The organism is SAR324 cluster bacterium (assembly GCA_029245725.1).
Classification (GTDB): Bacteria; SAR324; SAR324; order SAR324; family NAC60-12; genus JCVI-SCAAA005.
This window is the reverse complement of sequence record JAQWOT010000341.1, coordinates 13,881-32,226: the sequence shown is the minus strand read 5'-3', so window position 1 is coordinate 32,226 and position 18,346 is coordinate 13,881. Positions and strand designations below refer to the sequence as shown.

General features: G+C 44.0%; 14 protein-coding genes. 6 read left to right on the top strand and 8 right to left on the bottom strand.

Annotated elements, in window-relative coordinates:
- Positions 1 to 22: 22 nt before the first annotated feature.
- From P8O70_18545 to P8O70_18530, 4 genes are all read right to left on the bottom strand, one after another.
- Complete coding sequence (locus P8O70_18545) at positions 23 to 1,477, bottom strand: NAD-dependent succinate-semialdehyde dehydrogenase (protein MDG2198839.1); 1,455 nt, start codon at positions 1,475 to 1,477, stop codon at positions 23 to 25.
- A gap of 100 nt (positions 1,478 to 1,577) precedes the next feature.
- Positions 1,578 to 3,452: a thiamine pyrophosphate-dependent enzyme gene (locus P8O70_18540; GenBank protein ID MDG2198838.1), complete on the bottom strand. Its 1,875-nt coding sequence runs from the start codon at positions 3,450 to 3,452 to the stop codon at positions 1,578 to 1,580.
- On the bottom strand, positions 3,449 to 4,531 hold the full coding sequence (locus tag P8O70_18535) for a Gfo/Idh/MocA family oxidoreductase (protein ID MDG2198837.1): 1,083 nt from the start codon (positions 4,529 to 4,531) through the stop codon (positions 3,449 to 3,451). Before P8O70_18535 ends, P8O70_18540 begins: the two co-directional genes overlap by 4 nt.
- Positions 4,528 to 5,271 carry an IclR family transcriptional regulator gene (locus tag P8O70_18530; GenBank protein ID MDG2198836.1) on the bottom strand — a complete coding sequence of 248 codons (744 nt, stop codon included), beginning with the start codon at positions 5,269 to 5,271 and terminating at the stop codon, positions 4,528 to 4,530. The genes P8O70_18535 and P8O70_18530 overlap by 4 nt, the downstream gene beginning before the upstream one ends.
- Positions 5,272 to 5,568: 297 nt before the next feature.
- Between P8O70_18530 and P8O70_18525 the strand changes: the two genes are divergently transcribed.
- From P8O70_18525 to P8O70_18510, 4 genes are all read left to right on the top strand, one after another.
- Complete coding sequence (locus P8O70_18525) at positions 5,569 to 6,837, top strand: extracellular solute-binding protein (GenBank protein ID MDG2198835.1); 1,269 nt, start codon at positions 5,569 to 5,571, stop codon at positions 6,835 to 6,837.
- Positions 6,838 to 6,899: 62 nt separating this feature from the next.
- The gene (locus P8O70_18520; GenBank protein ID MDG2198834.1) at positions 6,900 to 7,781 is read left to right on the top strand and encodes a sugar ABC transporter permease; all 882 of its coding nucleotides are present in this window, start codon (positions 6,900 to 6,902) and stop codon (positions 7,779 to 7,781) included.
- A 90-nt stretch (positions 7,782 to 7,871) separates the two neighbouring features.
- Entirely contained in the window at positions 7,872 to 8,684 is an 813-nt protein-coding gene (locus P8O70_18515; protein ID MDG2198833.1) for a carbohydrate ABC transporter permease, read from the top strand.
- Between the two features lie 406 nt (positions 8,685 to 9,090).
- Entirely contained in the window at positions 9,091 to 10,251 is a 1,161-nt protein-coding gene (locus tag P8O70_18510; GenBank protein ID MDG2198832.1) for an FAD-binding oxidoreductase, read from the top strand.
- A gap of 8 nt (positions 10,252 to 10,259) precedes the next feature.
- Here the strand turns inward: P8O70_18510 and P8O70_18505 are convergent, their stop codons facing one another.
- From P8O70_18505 to P8O70_18490, 4 genes are all read right to left on the bottom strand, one after another.
- On the bottom strand, positions 10,260 to 12,101 hold the full coding sequence (locus P8O70_18505) for an ABC transporter ATP-binding protein (GenBank protein MDG2198831.1): 1,842 nt from the start codon (positions 12,099 to 12,101) through the stop codon (positions 10,260 to 10,262).
- A complete protein-coding gene (locus P8O70_18500; protein ID MDG2198830.1) occupies positions 12,098 to 12,994 on the bottom strand; it encodes an ABC transporter permease in 897 nt (298 codons plus the stop codon). The genes P8O70_18505 and P8O70_18500 overlap by 4 nt, the downstream gene beginning before the upstream one ends.
- Positions 12,991 to 13,932 (bottom strand): ABC transporter permease, encoded by a 942-nt coding sequence (locus P8O70_18495; protein MDG2198829.1) that lies wholly within the window; start codon positions 13,930 to 13,932, stop codon positions 12,991 to 12,993. Before P8O70_18495 ends, P8O70_18500 begins: the two co-directional genes overlap by 4 nt.
- 74 nt (positions 13,933 to 14,006) lie before the next feature.
- A complete protein-coding gene (locus tag P8O70_18490) occupies positions 14,007 to 15,548 on the bottom strand; it encodes an ABC transporter substrate-binding protein (GenBank protein ID MDG2198828.1) in 1,542 nt (513 codons plus the stop codon).
- A 442-nt stretch (positions 15,549 to 15,990) separates the two neighbouring features.
- Here P8O70_18490 and P8O70_18485 point away from each other — a divergent pair, with 442 nt between their 5' ends.
- Both P8O70_18485 and hutF read left to right on the top strand, forming a co-directional pair.
- Positions 15,991 to 16,809: an N-formylglutamate amidohydrolase gene (locus P8O70_18485; protein ID MDG2198827.1), complete on the top strand. Its 819-nt coding sequence runs from the start codon at positions 15,991 to 15,993 to the stop codon at positions 16,807 to 16,809.
- A gap of 22 nt (positions 16,810 to 16,831) precedes the next feature.
- Positions 16,832 to 18,244 carry a formimidoylglutamate deiminase gene (gene hutF, locus P8O70_18480; protein ID MDG2198826.1) on the top strand — a complete coding sequence of 471 codons (1,413 nt, stop codon included), beginning with the start codon at positions 16,832 to 16,834 and terminating at the stop codon, positions 18,242 to 18,244.
- Positions 18,245 to 18,346: the final 102 nt, after the last annotated feature.

Below are 18,346 nucleotides of genomic sequence, written 5' to 3'. Positions count from 1 at the left end.
GTTAGCGAGTCCCTTTGAAATTTCAGACATCCACAGATCCTTTGGCCAAGTGGTGTCTAATATACTTTGGAACCATATAGTCAAAAATTCCCAGGCTTCCACCCTCCCGACCAAAGCCACTTTCTTTTATACCACCGAAAGGTGCTTCTGCAGTGGCCAGCAATGTTTCGTTGATTCCTACCATTCCTGATTCTAAAGCCTGAGCAGTCTGCTCAGCTAATGCAGAGTCATGTGTGAAAATGTAAGAAGCCAGACCAAAAGGGGTTGAATTGGCTAATTTGATTACCTCCTCAAATCGATCAAAACTTGTTATGGGAGCCACAGGAGCAAAAGGTTCCTCGATCATGATTCTAGCTTCTGTGGGGACATTAACTAGCACTGTTGGTTCCAAAAAATATCCAGTTTTATGGTTTGCATCTCGGTTCCCACCAAGGATCAACTCTGCTCCTTTTGCTTGTGCATCAGAAATGAGTGAGAGTGCATTTTTTAGGGATCTTTCTCGAATCATTGGTCCAGTTGTAACCTCTTCATCGAGACCACTGCCGGTTTTCAGATTTTTAGCAACCTCAACAAAAGCTTTGGCAAAAGGTTCGATAATGGAATGGTGAACATAGAACCTTGAGGGTGAAATACAGACCTGACCACAATTGCGGAATTTTGAAGTAGCCAATTTTTTTGCAGCAGCAATAGGGTCAAAATCCGGATAAACAATGACTGGGGCATGGCCACCCAGTTCCATTGTGACTTTCTTTATGCCCTCAGCACACTGGCGTAGGATTTCTCTTCCAACAGTTACTGAACCTGTCAGCGAGACCTTTCTGATAATCGGTGAAGAAATCAAATCTCCTACCATTGGATTGGGATCACCAGTAAGAATTGAAAAGACTCCTGCAGGCAAACCTGAATCAATTAAAGCTTGACCGAGAGCAAAACAAGACCCAGGTGCTTCTGAGGCAGGACGTGAGATGACCGGACAACCAGCAGCAAGTGCAGCAGCAATTTTACGAGCTGGTAACAACAACGGAAAATTCCACGCTGACAGTGCTAGGCAGGGACCCACTGGCTGGTAGACGACTGAAAGGCGTTCATCTGGCAACCTAGCTGGAATGATTTTGCCATATGCTCGTTTACCCTCCTCACTATACCACTCAAACTGATCTGCACTGGCTCCTGCCTCTGCTTTCGCTTCAACAAGAGGTTTACCTGTTTCAGTACTCATTAATTTTGCAATTTCATCGACACGAGATCTGATTAGATCAGCTGTGCGACGCAAAATAGCTGCACGTGACCAAGCAGAAGTTTTTCTCCATTCTAAACCTGCTTGCTGACAGGTGACTAAAGTTCTTTCAATATCGTCTCTTGTAGCTGCTGGAATAGTCCCTATCTGTTGCTCTGTAGCAGGACTCACAACAGATATTTCTCGATCGCTAGCTGATTGCCATCTTCCACCGATTAAAAGCCCAAAATTTTCGTACATTGGTGTCTCAGGGTAATTAGTGAAGATCATTTTTTTGAAATTTTAGTTTAAATACCATTCTCTGTTCAAACCCTAGCCATAAAACTACTTTCAAGATAATTTAAATCATTGTTTCAATATACTTCTGCTGGACTTCCTCACACCAGTTTCCAACGTTCCAGCTTCCATGTGCTCCCATACTTCCAAGTGGGTTAGGCCCATGGTAAACTGGTACCTGAATCAGGCTGAGGCCTTGGTGAGCACAGGCTTCAACTAACACCTTTTTCAAATCCTCAAGATCAGTACCTCCCCAAAACGCTCGAATGCCTTTTATGGATTGAGCCATCTTCACATAGTCCACTTCTACCAAATCATTTGTTCGATAAGCACAACCGTATTGGGCTTCTTGCAATTGGCTGATCGCTGCCATTCGACGATTATCGAGTAACAAAATAGTTCCATGTACACCATGCTGAATGCCATCAATCAAAATTTGTGGGTTCATCATAAAGGAACCATCTCCTGTCAAGGCGATACCGTAACGGCCTTCATTTGCTAGGGCTTGGGAAAGCAATGCAGAAACAGCGAAGCCCATGTAGGATGATCCTGAATCAGTGAACGTTTCTTCAGGAGAATTATCTTCCACAATTTGGAATCCATTTGCTTGAACGTCACCTGCATCAAAAAACTTTATAGCTCCATGAAGTCGTGCAAAGTCATCAGCAATTTTAATTACCTGAGGCTGAGTTAGCAGAGGAATTTTCCAAATGTCATCTTTAATAGTTGCTGCATCAAATCGATCTTTCTTGAATGCTTGCCATTCTTGTTTTTTAGCTAAGCACTTTGACAACCATTCACTTGTATTTTTCTGTTTGTCTAAGCATTGAGTCAGTTGCTTAAGAACTGTAGCTGCATCTCCTTGCAATGCTAGGGTATTGTTGTAGTGAAGCGCATCGTTAAAATCTGTATTGATGTTGATCACATATTTTGCTTTAGGCCAACCCATACCAGAACAGTCACTTTGACAAACTCCTCGGCTACCGACAAAAATAACTAGCTCAGCTTCCTGCATGGCATAATTACCACTGATGGTACCCTTTGACCCGCCGACATGCATGTTTTGTGGATGATCATCTGGTAAAACCCCTGTAGAGCCAGGGCTTAAAACGACTACGGCCCCAGATGTTTCTGCAAAACAGAGCAATGCCTCTGAAGCTTTGCGAGAACCTCCTCCCGCCTTGATTGCTACCTGAGAAGTTTGGGAAATCAATGCTGCTGCATTTTTGATCAAGGTATCGTTGAGGAGGTAAGGTGCCAATTGCCGAGGACGCTCTGGCAAGCTATCTAATCGTAAGGTAACCATTTCAGGCTGTGTATTGATGGGTAGATTCAAAAAGAAGGGTCCTGCCTTTGAAGGATGAAAAACTCTTGTGGCACCTCTTCGAAGTGCATCACGAAAGGCCTGAGGAGTGTGGAGAGTGTATGATGATCCCATAACAGCTGTGATTTGCCCGAACATGCCTTGTTCACGTTTCGGTATCTGCTGCATGTTGTATCCCTCGCCATAGGTAGTTTCATCACCGTAAATGTGATAGACTCCAATGCCATTCGATGAAGAAACTATAGATGCTGCCATGGCTTGCAGAGCTCCTGGTCCAATAGAAGTAACAACGGCACATGGTTCATCATACACCCAACGTAATGCTGTGGCGGTGTGGGCCATTTCAACTTCATTTCGAAACTGAAACCCGTTCACCAAACCTGCAGATTCATAAACTCGAAGTGTTTCTCCAAATTCAGTAGAACCATGTCCCAAGATCATTAGAAATTTCGTAACTCCTTGCCTGATCAGCCCTAGCACCAGTACCTCAGTCAGGCCTAAGGAAACTGTATTTGATAATATTCCTGCCTCAACAACTGCATTCACTCCACCATGGCTTTTAAACCACTGTGCTCTTTTTAATTGGGTTTCTGGGAAACCTTGTGATGAGTTCATGACAGATCCTCCTGCAATCTAATGGATTGCCCTTTTTGGGCTGATTCTTCTGCTGCCAAGGCAAATTTTAATACCTGTCTTCCCTGCCTGGCAGTCAAAATGGGCTCTCCTCCATCTTTTAGCACATTGAGAAAATGGCGAGTTGACTGAATAAAACTCTGCTCCCACCCCATAGCGATATCCCGATATTCAGTGATATTGTCCCTGGAGTAGAGCACTAGTGGAGGAGTTTCACCGATTCGACCATGCCCTCCGTTGATCCAAATGATCCCATGTGTGCCTGTTATTTCCAAACGGTCATCCTGCGCATAGTAGTAGCCAGAAATTTCAAGTTCAGGAGAATAGACCACCTCCAAATTGCCAATTTTCCCATTCTGGAAACGAAATGAAATCAATGATGGGGCATCCAAAAAACCACCGTCTTTCCGTTGTGTATGATGAATGTAAGAGTGCACTTCTTTTGGATTCCCCATGAAGTACCAGGCCAGTGCAAATTTGTGATGCCCATCATCAAAAACTAGCGGACCACCTCCAGAGGTCTCTTTATCTTGTCGCCATGCATCAGCACTGCTTGGTATCTCCCACGCTGTTTTTCCCTTGCCAGAGTTTGACTTAATCCGGATCGACAGTGGTTCACCAATCGCTCCCTCATCTATCAAAGCTTTGGCCTTCATCACTGGTGGATGAAAGATAAAGTTTTCAAAGACTTTAAAAGGCTGTGAACTCACTTTAGCGGCAGCTACCAATTGATCTGCTTCATCTAGATTGATGCACATTGGCTTTTGTAGTGAAACGATTTTCTTCGCTTCGATCGCCTTTAGAGCAATCGGCAAGTGCAAATTATGAGGCAGCAGCAATTCAACCAAGTCCACGTCATCTCGCGCCAATAAGTCTTCATAATTATTTGTAACAACTGCATCCGGACATCCCCACTTTTCTGCTCGAGCTTTTGCAAGGTCGAGATCTTGATCGCAGAGCGCTGTGATCTGACTGAAGGGGTTTTGTATGTACTCGATAGCATGTAGGTCAGAGATTCGACCTGTGCCGATAATGCCCACGCGAATTGCCTGCCTGGTCATGTTACCTCTGAAAAATTAAGTTTATTCGCCACATTCTTAAGGATTGCCCCAAATGTTTTAAGGTGCTCATGCTGGATACGTACGGAAGGCCCTGAAATTCCAATAGCTGCGATCATACCTCCTCGACCATCAAATAATGGATATGCAGCACATCGAATTCCTTCTGAAAATTCCTCATTATCAATTGCGAAACCAACCTTGCGAGTTTGCAAAAGTTCTTGATGTATATGAGGTAAATTGATGATTGTTTTCTGAGTATAAATCTTTAGTTCATTTGGAATTTGGGCATTTCCAAAGGCCAGAAAAGCCTTTCCAAGTGCGGTACAGTGCAGCGGTGATAGAGAACCTATCGGGTGGTCTACTTTTAATGGTCGCAGAGAGTCAACCTTATCTACATACCACACTCGGTCTTCAACCAAGACCGCAAGATGAGCACATTCTCCTGTTGTCTGAACGATTTCTTCCAGTGCAGGACGACAACGTTCCTTACACGCAATCACTTCAGTGAGAGAATGCTGATTTGTAGAGCATGTTTTCTGTGAAACAGCTGAATAGCGGCGTGATGAATTTTGTGATGCATATCCTGCTGCCACCAATGTCTTTAAGATGTGAGAAGCGTTTGATTTATCAACATCCAGTAGCTCAGCAATATGCGTCATTCTAAGCGGTGCATCAGCTTCTCTTAGAATATCGAGGGCTTTGAGTCCTCTTGTCAAGGATTGTAATAACCTCACAGTCATCTATGCCTGATCAAATTTTGTAAGTTTTGCCATTAATTCCGTTTACTCTTCTGAACAGCTATATCTATCAAACAACAAAGAAGACCAAGCTCTAATTACAAAAAGGTTTGATAGTGTTGTACAAATTGTTTAATATAGGGCAATTTTTTCGAAACTTTTATAAACTTTCATTATTTTCACACACATTTGTTGCCCAGAACAATAATTTAATTGACAGCACAAAAACTCCCTGCTTAGATAAGCGGCGTGTACTGTTTTTGTTTGACAGAAGACAACTTTAACTCAGGAGGAGATCTCATGAAATACATCAATCGCCGTACACTTCTGGGAACTTTATTCGCACTACCCTTCATTTGCTTGACCACACCAGCCCTAGCACAAAGTGAAGTAACAATTAGTCACTACTTTACTGGCGAGTTAGGGCTGAAGGCTTTCGGTGAGCAAATGGAAAAGTTCGAGGCCGCAACAAGCTATAAAATGAAAAACAGCCCTGTTGGTCACGAAGATTTCAAAACAGATATTCTGGTTCGAGCATCTGGAAGCAGCCTTCCTGATGTCTTCAGTTACTGGGCAGGTGCAAGAGTTCAGTTTATTGCGGATTCTGATAGCCTAAGGCCCATTGACCAAATGTGGAATGAAGCTGGATTGGATAAGATTGTTGCCAAAACGGTGGCAGACAGTGCAACTATGTACAATGGCAAAAGGTTTCTGGTACCATTTAACTACCATTACTCAGGAATGTTTTATAACACCAAGGTGATGGCAGATGCAGGAATTACCAAAATGCCTACCGACTGGAATGGATTTCTTGCTCTTTGTAAAGAGTTGCAGTCGAAAGGAATCACTCCGATTGCCTTAGGCTCAAAGAATCGGTGGCCAGCTCAGTTTTGGTTTGATTACCTGTTATTACGCAGTGCAGGCCCAGACTATCGAACTCAATTGATGGCTGGGAAAGCATCCTATGATGATCCCCAAGTTAAACTGGCTATGGGGATGTGGAAGGCGTTGGTTGATGCAGGGTATTTCGTGGAAAATGCGAACGCAAACACATGGACTGATGCCTCAGACCAGGTTGCAAGAGGTGATGCGGCGATGACTTTGATGGGGACATGGATTACGGGTTACTGGAATGGCCTTGGCCTAGTCCCAGGAGCAGATTATGACTTCTTCCCATTCCCAAGCATCATGGCTGGGGTTCCTTCAGCATCGGTGGGTCCTGTAGATGGTTTAGTAATTGGAGCAAATACTACTAACCCGAGGGGAGCAGAGGAATTTCTGAAGTTTATGGTTTCTGATACTGGGGTGCAAGCCGCCTGGAGCAAAGCTCAAGGTGCCCTGTCAGCGAATGTCAATGTTGATGCATCAAATTACAATTCTGTAATGTTGAAAGCTTTTGAGACTGTTAAAAACTCAGATGCTTTTGCATTCAACTATGATTTAGCAACTCCACCTCCAGTAGCTGAAGTTGGCTTGTCGATGTTTGCCCGATTTATGGATGATCCTTCAGGTGTTGATGAAATCATGAAGCAAACAGCACAAGATGTTGCCGGTGCATTCAAAGAATGAGAAGAAGCTGAATTAACTCCAACATGCGGGGTCCTTCTTGGACTCCGCGAACCAAAGCTAGCATGGAACGCGATAAACGCTTCTGGCGAATCGTCCTCCTTACACCCCCACTTCTCGTATTTTCTGTCTTAATCGTCTGGCCTCTCCTTAGTTCATTTTACTATAGTTTTACAAACTGGAACGGCTTCAGTAGTAACTATCAGTTTGTAGGATTAGGTAATTTTCAAAAGATCTGGACAGATCGTCTGTTTTTTCAGGCAACAATAAATACCATCATTTGGATGGTTTCAGCACTACTACTACCAACTTTACTGGGTCTTGTACTAGCCCTTTTACTTGACTCAAAAGTTCGTGGTGGAAAATTCTTTAAAACGATCTTTTATCTACCCATCTGCCTTTCAGCTATTGTCGTGGGACAAATCTGGATCTGGATCTATCAACCAAACTGGGGACTACTCAACACATTTATTGAAGAGATCACTGGAGATCGTTTTCGTTACGCATGGCTTGCGAAGCCAGATAGTGCTCTTTTCTCGGTGATTATTGCTTGGTCTTGGCAACAGACAGGGTTATCAATGGTCATTTATCTTGCTGGACTCACTGCAATTCCGTCTGAAATACTTGAAAGTAGTGTGAGTGAAGGTGCTACGACATGGCAGCGAATATGGTATATAGTCATACCTCTACTTGTTCCATCAACTGTTGTTGTCATAGCACTCTCTGTTATTAATTCATTGAAGGGTTTTGATATTTTATACATCATGACTGGGGGAGGACCCTTTAATTCATCTGATACTTTGGCAATGCATATGTACAATGAGAGTTTTAAAAAATATCTTATTGGATATGGAAGTAGTATCTCAGTAGTTTTATTTTTGATTGCATTGATCATTATTGGAATTTATTTTAGGCAACTTCGGAAGTTTGATCAGATTTATGGTTAGTGATAAATAAAATTAGTATTCTAAATTTTTAATTAGTTAGAAAAAGTTATATCTCAAATTGAAATTCAATAAATTTCTTTAAAAATTTAAATGTTTGGCTATAAAAAAATTTATGACTCAGGTATTCATTCTTGGCCAGTTGTAATCTTTATTGTTCTATTGATTTTATCAATTCTTTTTTTAGCTCCCACAGTTGGTGTTTTATTATCATCGATTAAAACTACAAGGGACATTGCTCTAGGAGAACTATGGAGAATTCCTAGTGAACTTTATTTTGGAAATTATGTTGAAGTCTTTAACAATCCTGCTGTTGGTCAATATTTTATAAATACATTACTAGTAACTGTTCCAGCAACCTTTGCATCTATTGTACTTGGTAGCTTAGCAGGCTATGTTTTTGCAAAATTGCCCTTTCATGGAAGTGAAATACTATTTCTGATTCTTGTTTCGGGAATGTTTTTTCCTCCTCAAGTAATATTAATTCCGCTATTCCGACTGTTTAACAGTATTGGTCTGATCGATACACTTTGGCCAATTTTTCTTGTTCATACTGCGTTGGGAATTCCAATTTGTAGTTTGTTAATGCGCAACTTTTTTTCAACAATTCCCATTGAAGTACGTGAAGCTGCCATACTAGATGGGGCGAATGAATGGCAAATTCTAACAAAAATTGTTATGCCATTAAGTTTGTCAGCGTTGGCTGTTTTAGCCACCCTACAATTTACTTGGATTTGGAATGATTTTCTTTGGCCTCTCATCTTCACCCAGTCTGACGAAAAAAGAACAATTATGATTGGAATTGTTAATTTACGTGGACAGTATACTGTTGCTTGGGGAGTTCAGGGCGCGCTCTCTTTAGTTGCTAGCTTGCCTACGATTATTATTTTTCTTTTTTTCCAGTGATATTTTATCAAAGGGATGACAATGGGTGCAGTCAAAGGCTAGTAATCCAGATTTTGTGTAAATAGAAAGTAATGTCTGCTTGATGAATAGACTTTATCAGAGTTAAAGTACCATCAATATACTTAGTAAGTATGGTTTCGACCGCTTTAATTGCTCAAGTATATAACCTACTAATATTCTTCGTTTCTAATTTTTTCCAAACAGTCATGATTAACTAGTTATCCTCCATACACCACTTATCTCTAGTTTTATTTTGGTAAAAGTTCACACCCGATTATCAGTCCAATTGATCTGCATGGTGAGAGATATTCCATCTCAGTGTCATGCAAGAATTTTTGTGGTGCACTATCTAAATGAATTAGATTAAAACCAAATGTATCATCAATAGTATAGTAGAGGTCTGCGCATGTCATCATCAGATATTATCATTGTAGGAGCTGGTATAAATGGCTGTGCTAGCGCCTACCAACTTGCTCGAGAAGGCCATCAAGTCACCGTAATTGAGCGCTTCTCCCCAGCAGCGATGGCATCAGGTTGGACACTGGCTGGTGTTAGGCAGTCTGGTCGCCACCCAGCTGAGTTGCCTGTAGCAATTGAAGCAGTGAAAATGTGGCCTAAACTAAGTGAGGAACTTGGAGCAGATACTGGCTATCGGCAAGAAGGCAACCTACGACTGGCTCGGGATGAGAACGAAGTTGAAACGATCCAAGACCTGGTTAAAGCTCAGAGCAAGGCGGGCTTGGATGTGATCTTTCTAGATGGATCAGCAGAGATTCATGAAATTGCTCCAGCGATCTCTCCAAAGGTTCTGGCAGCCTCTTTTTGCAGGACTGACGGGCATGCTGAGCCACATGCTACGGTCATGGCTTTCCGGGCAGCAGCAGAGCGTCATGGTGCTAGATTTTTCTTGGGTCAAGCTGCAAGTGAAATCTTGGTTGACCACGACAAATTTGTTGGTATCAGTACTGGAAAAGACAGAATAGTTGGCAGTGTTTGTGTAGTAGCTGCTGGCATCCATTCTAACGACTTACTAGCTCCGCTTGGCCTTAGTATCCCTTTAAGCATTCCAATGGTCACTGTCATTCAAACTGAACCATTGCAACCACTTCTAAAACCTGTTTTTGGGGTAGCCAATGCAAACTGTGCTGGGCGCCAACAGATTGATGGGCGTCTTCGAGTTACAAGCAGTGCCATGGATTGGCATGGGGAGCTTGTGCAAGGTCCCCCACCAGCAGTAGCACCTACAGCTTCAAGTATTGCACGCACAATTGAGAATGTCTCTGGTGTTCTTCCAGCATTAGGTGAGGCGAAAATTGCTAAAATCTGGGCTGGTCTCCTAGACCTGACACCTGATGCATTGCCAGTCATTGAACGGACTCCAGAAATCGATGGTATTGTTATCGCGGCAGGTTTCTCTGGACATGGCTTTGGTATCGGACCGATGACATCTCTACTAGTGCGAGATCTTGTTCTTAATGAGACCCCACGTCTTCCTCTCAACGCTTTCCAACGATCTAGATTCCAAGATCAAGAAGTAAAGCAAAGCTCACTCACCTTACATGGTTAGTAGGGGCTCTATTCCCATTTGCGGACAAAATGATCGGCTCCAACCTCCATCATTGGTAAAATTTTTGGTGTGAAGCCCACAGGTCGTACCGGACTCTTGATTTCCTCAGTCATAAGACCAGTTCGAACCCTTCGCTGGCGAGGATCAGGTACGGGCACTGCGTTCATGAGTTGTTGGGTGTATGGGTGCTTTGGATTCTCAATTACGGCACTCCGAGGCCCAATCTCTACGATTTGTCCAAGATACATGACTGCCACTCTGTGGCTGATACGCTCAACGACTGCAATATCATGACTAATGAACAGGTAGGACAATCCCATCTCAGCCTGTAAGTCCAGCATCAGGTTAATCACCTGTGCTTTTATGGAAACATCGAGCGCGGATACAGACTCATCTGCCACCAAAACAGTTGGCTTCAAGGCCAGCGAACGGGCGATACATATTCTTTGACGCTGTCCTCCTGAAAACTCATGGGGGAAGCGAGTGGCATGTTCAGGCCCCAGACCTACTTGTGTAAGCAGATGGGTGACCTGCCGGTCAGCATCAAATCCTTTTGCAATTCCGTGGACAACGATGGGCTCACGGATCGATGCACCGATGGTTTTGCGTGGATTTAGCGAACCATAAGGATCTTGGAAAATCATTTGTAGTCGCTGCCTCACCCGACGCAATTCCAATTGGGTAAGATTCATCAAATCAATTCCACCTAGTTGAATCGAACCAGCATTTGGCTCAACCAGTCTCAGAATTGACCGTCCAGTCGTTGATTTCCCACAACCGCTCTCTCCAACCAAAGCTAAAGTCTCACCAGATCTTAAACTGAATGACACGTCCTCAACAGCATGAATATTGCCAACAACCCGATTGAAGAGCCCACCACAAACTGGGAAGCGGGTGGTGAGTCCACAAACCTCAAGAATTGTCTCCCCTCTGTGGTCTAACTCGTTGGCTTCTTCTGTTGGAATAGTTTGGAATTTACTTTCAGGGATGGATTGGTCAATGCTAGGAAATCTCTGTGGCAGACTTATGCCCCGCAGTGACCCAAGTTTTGGTACGGCAGAGAGTAATTGACGCGTGTAAGAGTGTTGTGGTTTATCGAATAGATTGGTGACGAGTGCCTGCTCCACTTGTTGGCCAGACTTCATCACTACGACCCGATCTGCTATCTCTGCAACAACTCCCATGTCATGAGTAATAAACATGACCGACATACCAATTTCGCTTTGAAGATCTCGAATTAGTTCCAAGATTTGTGCTTGAATGGTGACGTCTAATGCTGTGGTTGGCTCATCGGCTATGAGGAGTTTAGGTTTGCATGCAAGAGAAATAGCGATCATCACTCTTTGCCGCATACCACCAGAGAAGGTATGGGGAAACTCTGAAAATCTCCTGGCAGCGTCAGGAATACGAACCAGATCGAATAGGCGTAGCGCCTCTTTGTTTGCTGTGGTAGGAGACATGTTGCGATGTTGGCGCAGTGCCTCAGAAACTTGAAAGCCAACCGTCAGCAGTGGATTCAAGCTAGTCATCGGTTCTTGAAAGATCATACCGATAGATCCACCACGTACTGTGAGCATTTCCTCCTCTGGGAGGTCTAAAAGACTCTGGCCTTCTAATGTGATGTGGCCCTCCACTCTTCCGTTGATAGCTGAAACGAGGCGCATGATCGACAACGCAGTAACACTCTTCCCTGAGCCAGATTCTCCTACTACTGCCAGCGTTTCTTTCTCTCCAATTTCAAAGCTAATGCGGTCCACCACAGTCCTCCAGACTCCACCTACTCTGAAGGAAGTAGTCAGATCTCGTACACGAAGTACTGGTGGTATCAGATTTTCTTCAATGTCATTCACTGCTCATCCCTAAGTTTCGGGTCAATGGCATCACGAAGCCCGTCACCCAGCAGATTCAGCGAGAAAACAACGATAAGGATAGCAATGCTTGGAAAGAGTGCGAGCCAGAAACTATCCAGGATGTTTTCAAATCCTTCCCTAATCATCCCACCCCATGTTGGTGTTGGTGGTGAAACACCTAGGCCGATAAAGGCAAGTGAGGCCTCGACTCTAATTGCTGTGGCTAGCCACAGCGAACCCATCACCAATATTTCTGGAAGAATGTTCGGTAGAATATGGCAGAGCATTAGTCTTAGGTCGGAATAGCCAAGGGCGCGACCAGCTTCGATGAATTCCCTCTCTTTTATAGCCATTGTGGGAGCCCTCGCAATCCTTGCAAAGGGTGGAATCGCAGTAAATGAAATGGCTATCACAAGGTTGGTAATACTTGGCCCCAGCATCGCAACTACAATCAATCCGAGGATTAGAGATGGGAAAGCCAGTAGCACATCCATTGTCTGCATGATGATTATGTCAGTTCTCCCTCCAAAATATCCTGCAACAAGGCCGATCAGTGAACCAATGATCATGGCTGCACCAATAGCAAGTAAACCAATTGTTAACGAGATCCGGGCACCCCAAATGAGCCGGGATAAAGTATCACGACCATAATAATCGGTACCCATAAGGTACTCCCCAGTTGGAGGCTTCAGTCTATACAAGATACTTTGTTCGAGTGGATCATGCGGCGCGAGCAGAGGTGCGAGAATTGCGGCTAAGCAGACTAGAAGGAACAATACAAGGCCTACCCAGGATGTTTTATTTGAGTTGAAAGCTGTGAGGAGACCAAACCAGATGGCTCTAAGACTAGTACGCCAATAAACTTGTGTCGGGGTTTGCTCTGGCGAGTTCATTTATATTTTACTCGCGGATCAATAAAACCGTAGGTTAGATCAGTCAGTAAATTTACCACAACGACAATCAGGGTATAGATTACCATCATGCCTTGAAGCATTGTGTAGTCTCTTTGATTTAATGCTCCCACAATCAACTTACCTAGGCCTGGGCGGTTGAAAACAATCTCTGTTAACACAGAATTACCGATCAAGATTCCAAGGTACAAGCCCACAACAGTAACCACAGGAATCATAGAATTAAGCAAGCAATGTCTCCAGATGATCTGGGAAAAGATAATGCCTTTGGCTCGTGCAGTACGAATATAGTCTTGGCCAAGAACCTCCAACATCGAAGAGCGAGCTACTCTTGTAATGTAGGCGGCCATGATCAGACCAAGATTTATTGCTGGTAGCGCAAGGTCGCGCAGCCTATCCACGAGAGTTGTGCCTTGTCCGGAACTAATTACAGGAAACCAGCGAAGTTGGATGGAGAAAACCAACAGAAGAAGAATAGCTGAGACAAAAGCCGGAAAAGAGAGCCCGATCAGCGAACTGAGTCGAGTGAAGTAGTCTGGGAGACGATTACGTTTTACAGCTGACCAGATACCCAGAGGAATACCAATTAATGCCCCTAAGACCAGCGAGACCAGGGTCAGTTCAATAGTTGCCGGTAGAACCTTGAGGATTTCGGCGATGACTGGGCGACCAGAGACCATTGAGGTCCCCCAGTCGCCAGAGAGTACACCAACCATGAAATCGCCGTACTGAACGATGAGCGGACGGTCTAGACCCAGCCGAGCACGAAGTGCATCAATGGCCTCCATACTTGCCTGATCACCAAGAATCACCATTGCAGGATCCCCTGGCAAGATTCTGACAATGAAGAAGACCAACGTCAGAACTGCGAAGAGCGTTACAATGGCAAAACCAAGCCGCCGGATGATGAAGCTGCTCATTACTCGTTAAGAGCCTTAGGGCGCATAGCCAATTGGCAAGCGACGCCCTGGTAAAAAATGGGCATTATCCGTTATCAGTTCTTGAAATATGCTTTCTCAGTAACCGGTGGACTAAGGTTGAGAGAACCCTTTACGTTAACTCCAAGATCAAGTGAGGACTTCCAAGCCCAAAGCTGCAGGTTCTGAAAGATGGGCACAGCACAGACCATGTCTGTGATCTTTTGCTGTGCTGTCTTCCAAAGTGCCAACTGCTTTGTACTATCAGACTCAACCCTGGCCGCTCGGATCTCAGCGTCTGCGACATTGCAGTGTGAGAAGTTGGTTACTGCTGTAGGTGTACCGACGATTGACGCACTATCAAAAAACTGGGTTAAATATACATCAGCAATTGGGAAACGTGCTGCTGAATAGTGAACCACTTGTGAGAGATCCTTACGGATTTGTGCATGGAAAGTGGCATGTTCAACAGTTGTGATCTCAAGATTTATCCCGCTTTCTTTTAGTGTAGCCTGCACTGCCTCCATGGTCGAGAGCATCCCTGAGAGTGTGGTGTGAATTGTCTTCAGCGTCACACCATTTGGAAAACCAGCCTCCGCGAGTAGTGCTTTTGCCTTTGCTGGGTCATGTGGGTATCTAGTGATATCGTCGGTGTAGCCTAGATATCCTTCCGGAACAATTGAGACAGACTTACGGGTAACTCCTGGACCCTTAAATTGAACCATCAAATCGCGATTGATGGCATGAGCAACAGCCTGGCGAACCAGTGGATTATCAAGAGGGGGCATTGTCATATTAAGATGAATGACAGACATTTCACCAGGCTCCATCACTACTACCTCAGTGTTTGGAATCTTCTTGATGCGATCTACCCAGGTCTGATCCTGTTTCCCATAGATCAGGTCAATCTCCCCAGACTGGAATGCCAAGTCGCGGCTTGCATCGGATGGGATGTAACGGTAATAGATCTCCTTGATCCTGGGCGCCCCTCTAAAATAATCTTCATTTGAAACCAGTTTTACGTACTGCTGTGGCTGATATTCAGCAAACATAAAAGGTCCAGTACCAATCGGGGAGCGCTGGTAGTCTTCCCCTAAATCCTCGACAGCGTCCTTACAGACCATATTGCCACCGTGATACGGTACTAGCAGACCCAACAGACTCGGCACAGGTTCTGTCAAAGTGATTTTGACTTCATACGAACCGGTTGCTTCAACACTACCGACGGCGCCAAAATCTTTTGCGAAACTGGATGTATCCTTATTGGCTGCTCGCTGAATAGAAAAAACTGCGTCTTCAGCGTCAAACTCACCGTACTTGCCATGGCACTGTATACCTTTGCGAAGCTTGAATGTCCAAGTTAGACCATCAGCTGATGAGGTCCAGCTCTCGGCCAGGTCTGGCTCAATAAACTTTGGGCTGGCTTGTCCGGGTTTAATTCGGACAAGACCGTTATACATCCAGTGCAAAAGCCCCTTGTCAGGCGTTGTCGTAGCAAGATGCGGATCTAATTTCCCTGCATCGGCAGATCCCATGCCCACGTTTAGAGTTGTCTGTGCGGCATTCGTCGTTGAAAGTCCTATTAGCATACAGGCTACTGCAAGCAAAGATCGCTTCATGGTTTTCTCCATTTTTCACGTTGATTAAGAGAATGAGACGGCATTGACGAATTCTAATGCCGTTCGACGCAAAGATCGCTCAATCTTTTTTTGGGGTCAAGACCTTTCCAACTCTAAATGTTCGACTCTCGGATAGAATTATGCAATCAGACGATAGTAAACCTTTACAAACTACTGCCCCAAATTCTAATAAAATACTTTGCTGAATGTAGTGAACAAAAGCCTGGCGAACATGACACTGAGGCCTGCAGTGCTGAGCTAACTGAGGTAAAAACAATATGCTAGAACTTGCCAAAACAATGGGTCAAATGACAACTGATTGCCATTTCTTTTGATCTACTATGATGACTCATCAAGCAAATCTGAGTATTTTGTCCACAACAGCATCAAAAGTTTAGTTGTGTCCTATCTCTTTGAATTAAGCTTCAACTAGAAAGAGTTGATGAAAGTACATCCCCCAGCCTACAAGATTATTCGGCCTAACAAACATCGACTTCCTATTCTTTTGAGTGTTCCACACTGTGGAACACTTTTTACAGAGGATCTCTACAAACAATTCGATCAAAAGCATCTCCAGTATCCAGATGACACAGACTGGTTTGTGGACCAACTTTACGACTTTGCTCCTGCACTAGGTATCACAATGATCGTTGCACAGTATAGTCGATATGTGATCGATCTCAATCGGGATCCTGCGGGAAAGCCACTCTATGAGGATGGTCGTGCGATAACTCAAATCGTTCCTACACATACTTTCTTTGGGCAACCATTATACTCTCGAGCGCCTCCTACAGATGACAATATCCAACTTCGCAGAGAGCGCTATTTTCATCCGTATCACCTCCGACTGCAGGAAGAACTCCAGCAACTCCAGCAAACCTTTCCTCATGTTCTGTTATGGGATGCTCATTCTATACGTAAATCTGTTCCTACCATTCGAGAAGACCCATTCCCTGACCTGATTTTAGGAAACCAAAATGGTTACAGTGCTTCCGCTGAGCTAATCAGGGTCGCTGTTTCTCATCTTTCAGAAGACAAGTCCTATGACTTTCTTGAAAATGATCCGTTCAAGGGAGGATATATAACTCGTCACCACGGTAATCCTCAACAAGGTGTTCATGCACTTCAACTTGAAATGGCAAAGTCAATTTACATGGATGAGGAAACTTCAACCTATCTCCCAGATCAAGCTGATAAGATAAGAAAAATTTTAATCAAAACTCTCATAGCTCTAGCAAGCCAACTCAAAATCCACATTTGAATTTACTGCTACAAGAACCAGCATGCATAACCAACCTGATTTTAGGATAAACCTTTGTTTTGAGGCTCTTTGGGATACAAGGCAATGGTTTGAACCAGCATTTGTACAGCTTGATTCAGAGGGGCGTATTCTTTCAATTTCTGAAGAATCCAAGACTCAAGAACCGATAGAAAGAATCAGGGGTTTTGCAATACCAGGGCATAACAATGCTCATTCGCATGCCTTTCAGTATGCTTTGGCGGGCCTTGCAGAAAATCTCCCATATCATAGTGCAGAAGATGATTTTTGGAGCTGGCGAGAGGCAATGTATCAACTCGCAAACATTATTTCACCAGAGGAGATGGAGGATATTGCGGCAATGCTCTACGCTGAGATGCTCCGTCACGGATACACTGCTGTCGCCGAATTTCATTATTTACATCACAATCTTGACGGTTCTTCATACGAAGAAAAGGCCGCAATGGGGCAAGCATTACTGAATGCTGCCCAATCAACAGGTATTAAGCTCACACTCATTCCAATCTTTTACCAGAGAGGCGGATTTCAGGGCCAAACGAACCCTCACCAAAGACGTTTTATCTCCCCAACAGCACATGACTATCTCGACCTGCTCTCTCAAACCAAAAAACTTGTAGATAACACCGCCAATTCAAAGCTCGGTATGGGAATTCACTCTTTGCGTGCGGCTTCCCCTCCGGCCATTTGCGAAATTCTCGAATCAGTTCCTGCAAAAGTGCCTAGACACATTCATGTAGCTGAGCAACAAAAAGAAGTTGTAGAAGCCCAACAGTTTCTTGGTAATAGACCGATCACTTGGTTACTACAAAATATTTATCTCGGAGAAAACTATCATTTAGTTCACGCCACTCATATGAATGGTGAAGAAGTACAGCAGCTAGCTCGTTCGAAGGCCCATGTTGTAATCTGCCCATCGACTGAAGGAAATCTTGGCGACGGCTTTTTTAGTTTGCGTGCCTTCATGCAATCTGGAGGGCGATGGAGTATTGGTACAGACAGTCACATTAGCCTCAATCCATGCGAGGAATTGCGTTGGTTAGACTATGGACAAAGGTTGCGTCATCAAAAGCGCAACGCCTATTGTTTTGAAGGTTCTGATGAAGGTGGGGAAATTGCGTTGAAGCAAGCTATACTGCATGGACGTGCTGCCACTGGATATTCTGATCAACCACTATCTGTAGGTGAGCCTTTCGATGCTGTAGTATATGATGCATCCCAACCATTGCTGTCTGCATCACCGAAGAGCCATCGACTTTCTACTATTGTCTATACTTCAGACATTTCAAGTATTATGACAACTTTAGTCAATGGTCGATGGTATGTCATCAATCAACAACACCTACGACAAGAGAAGCTCCGCAATAATTTTATCCGGACTCTCACAAAGATCAGACACAAAATTCGAAAAACATTTTAGTCCTTTTCTTTCAAGGCTATTGCAAATCAATCAGAGCCTAAATGCTAAATGAAGTAAATCGGCAGGTAAAGGTTGGCAAAAATCCCAAGAATGAACTGACCA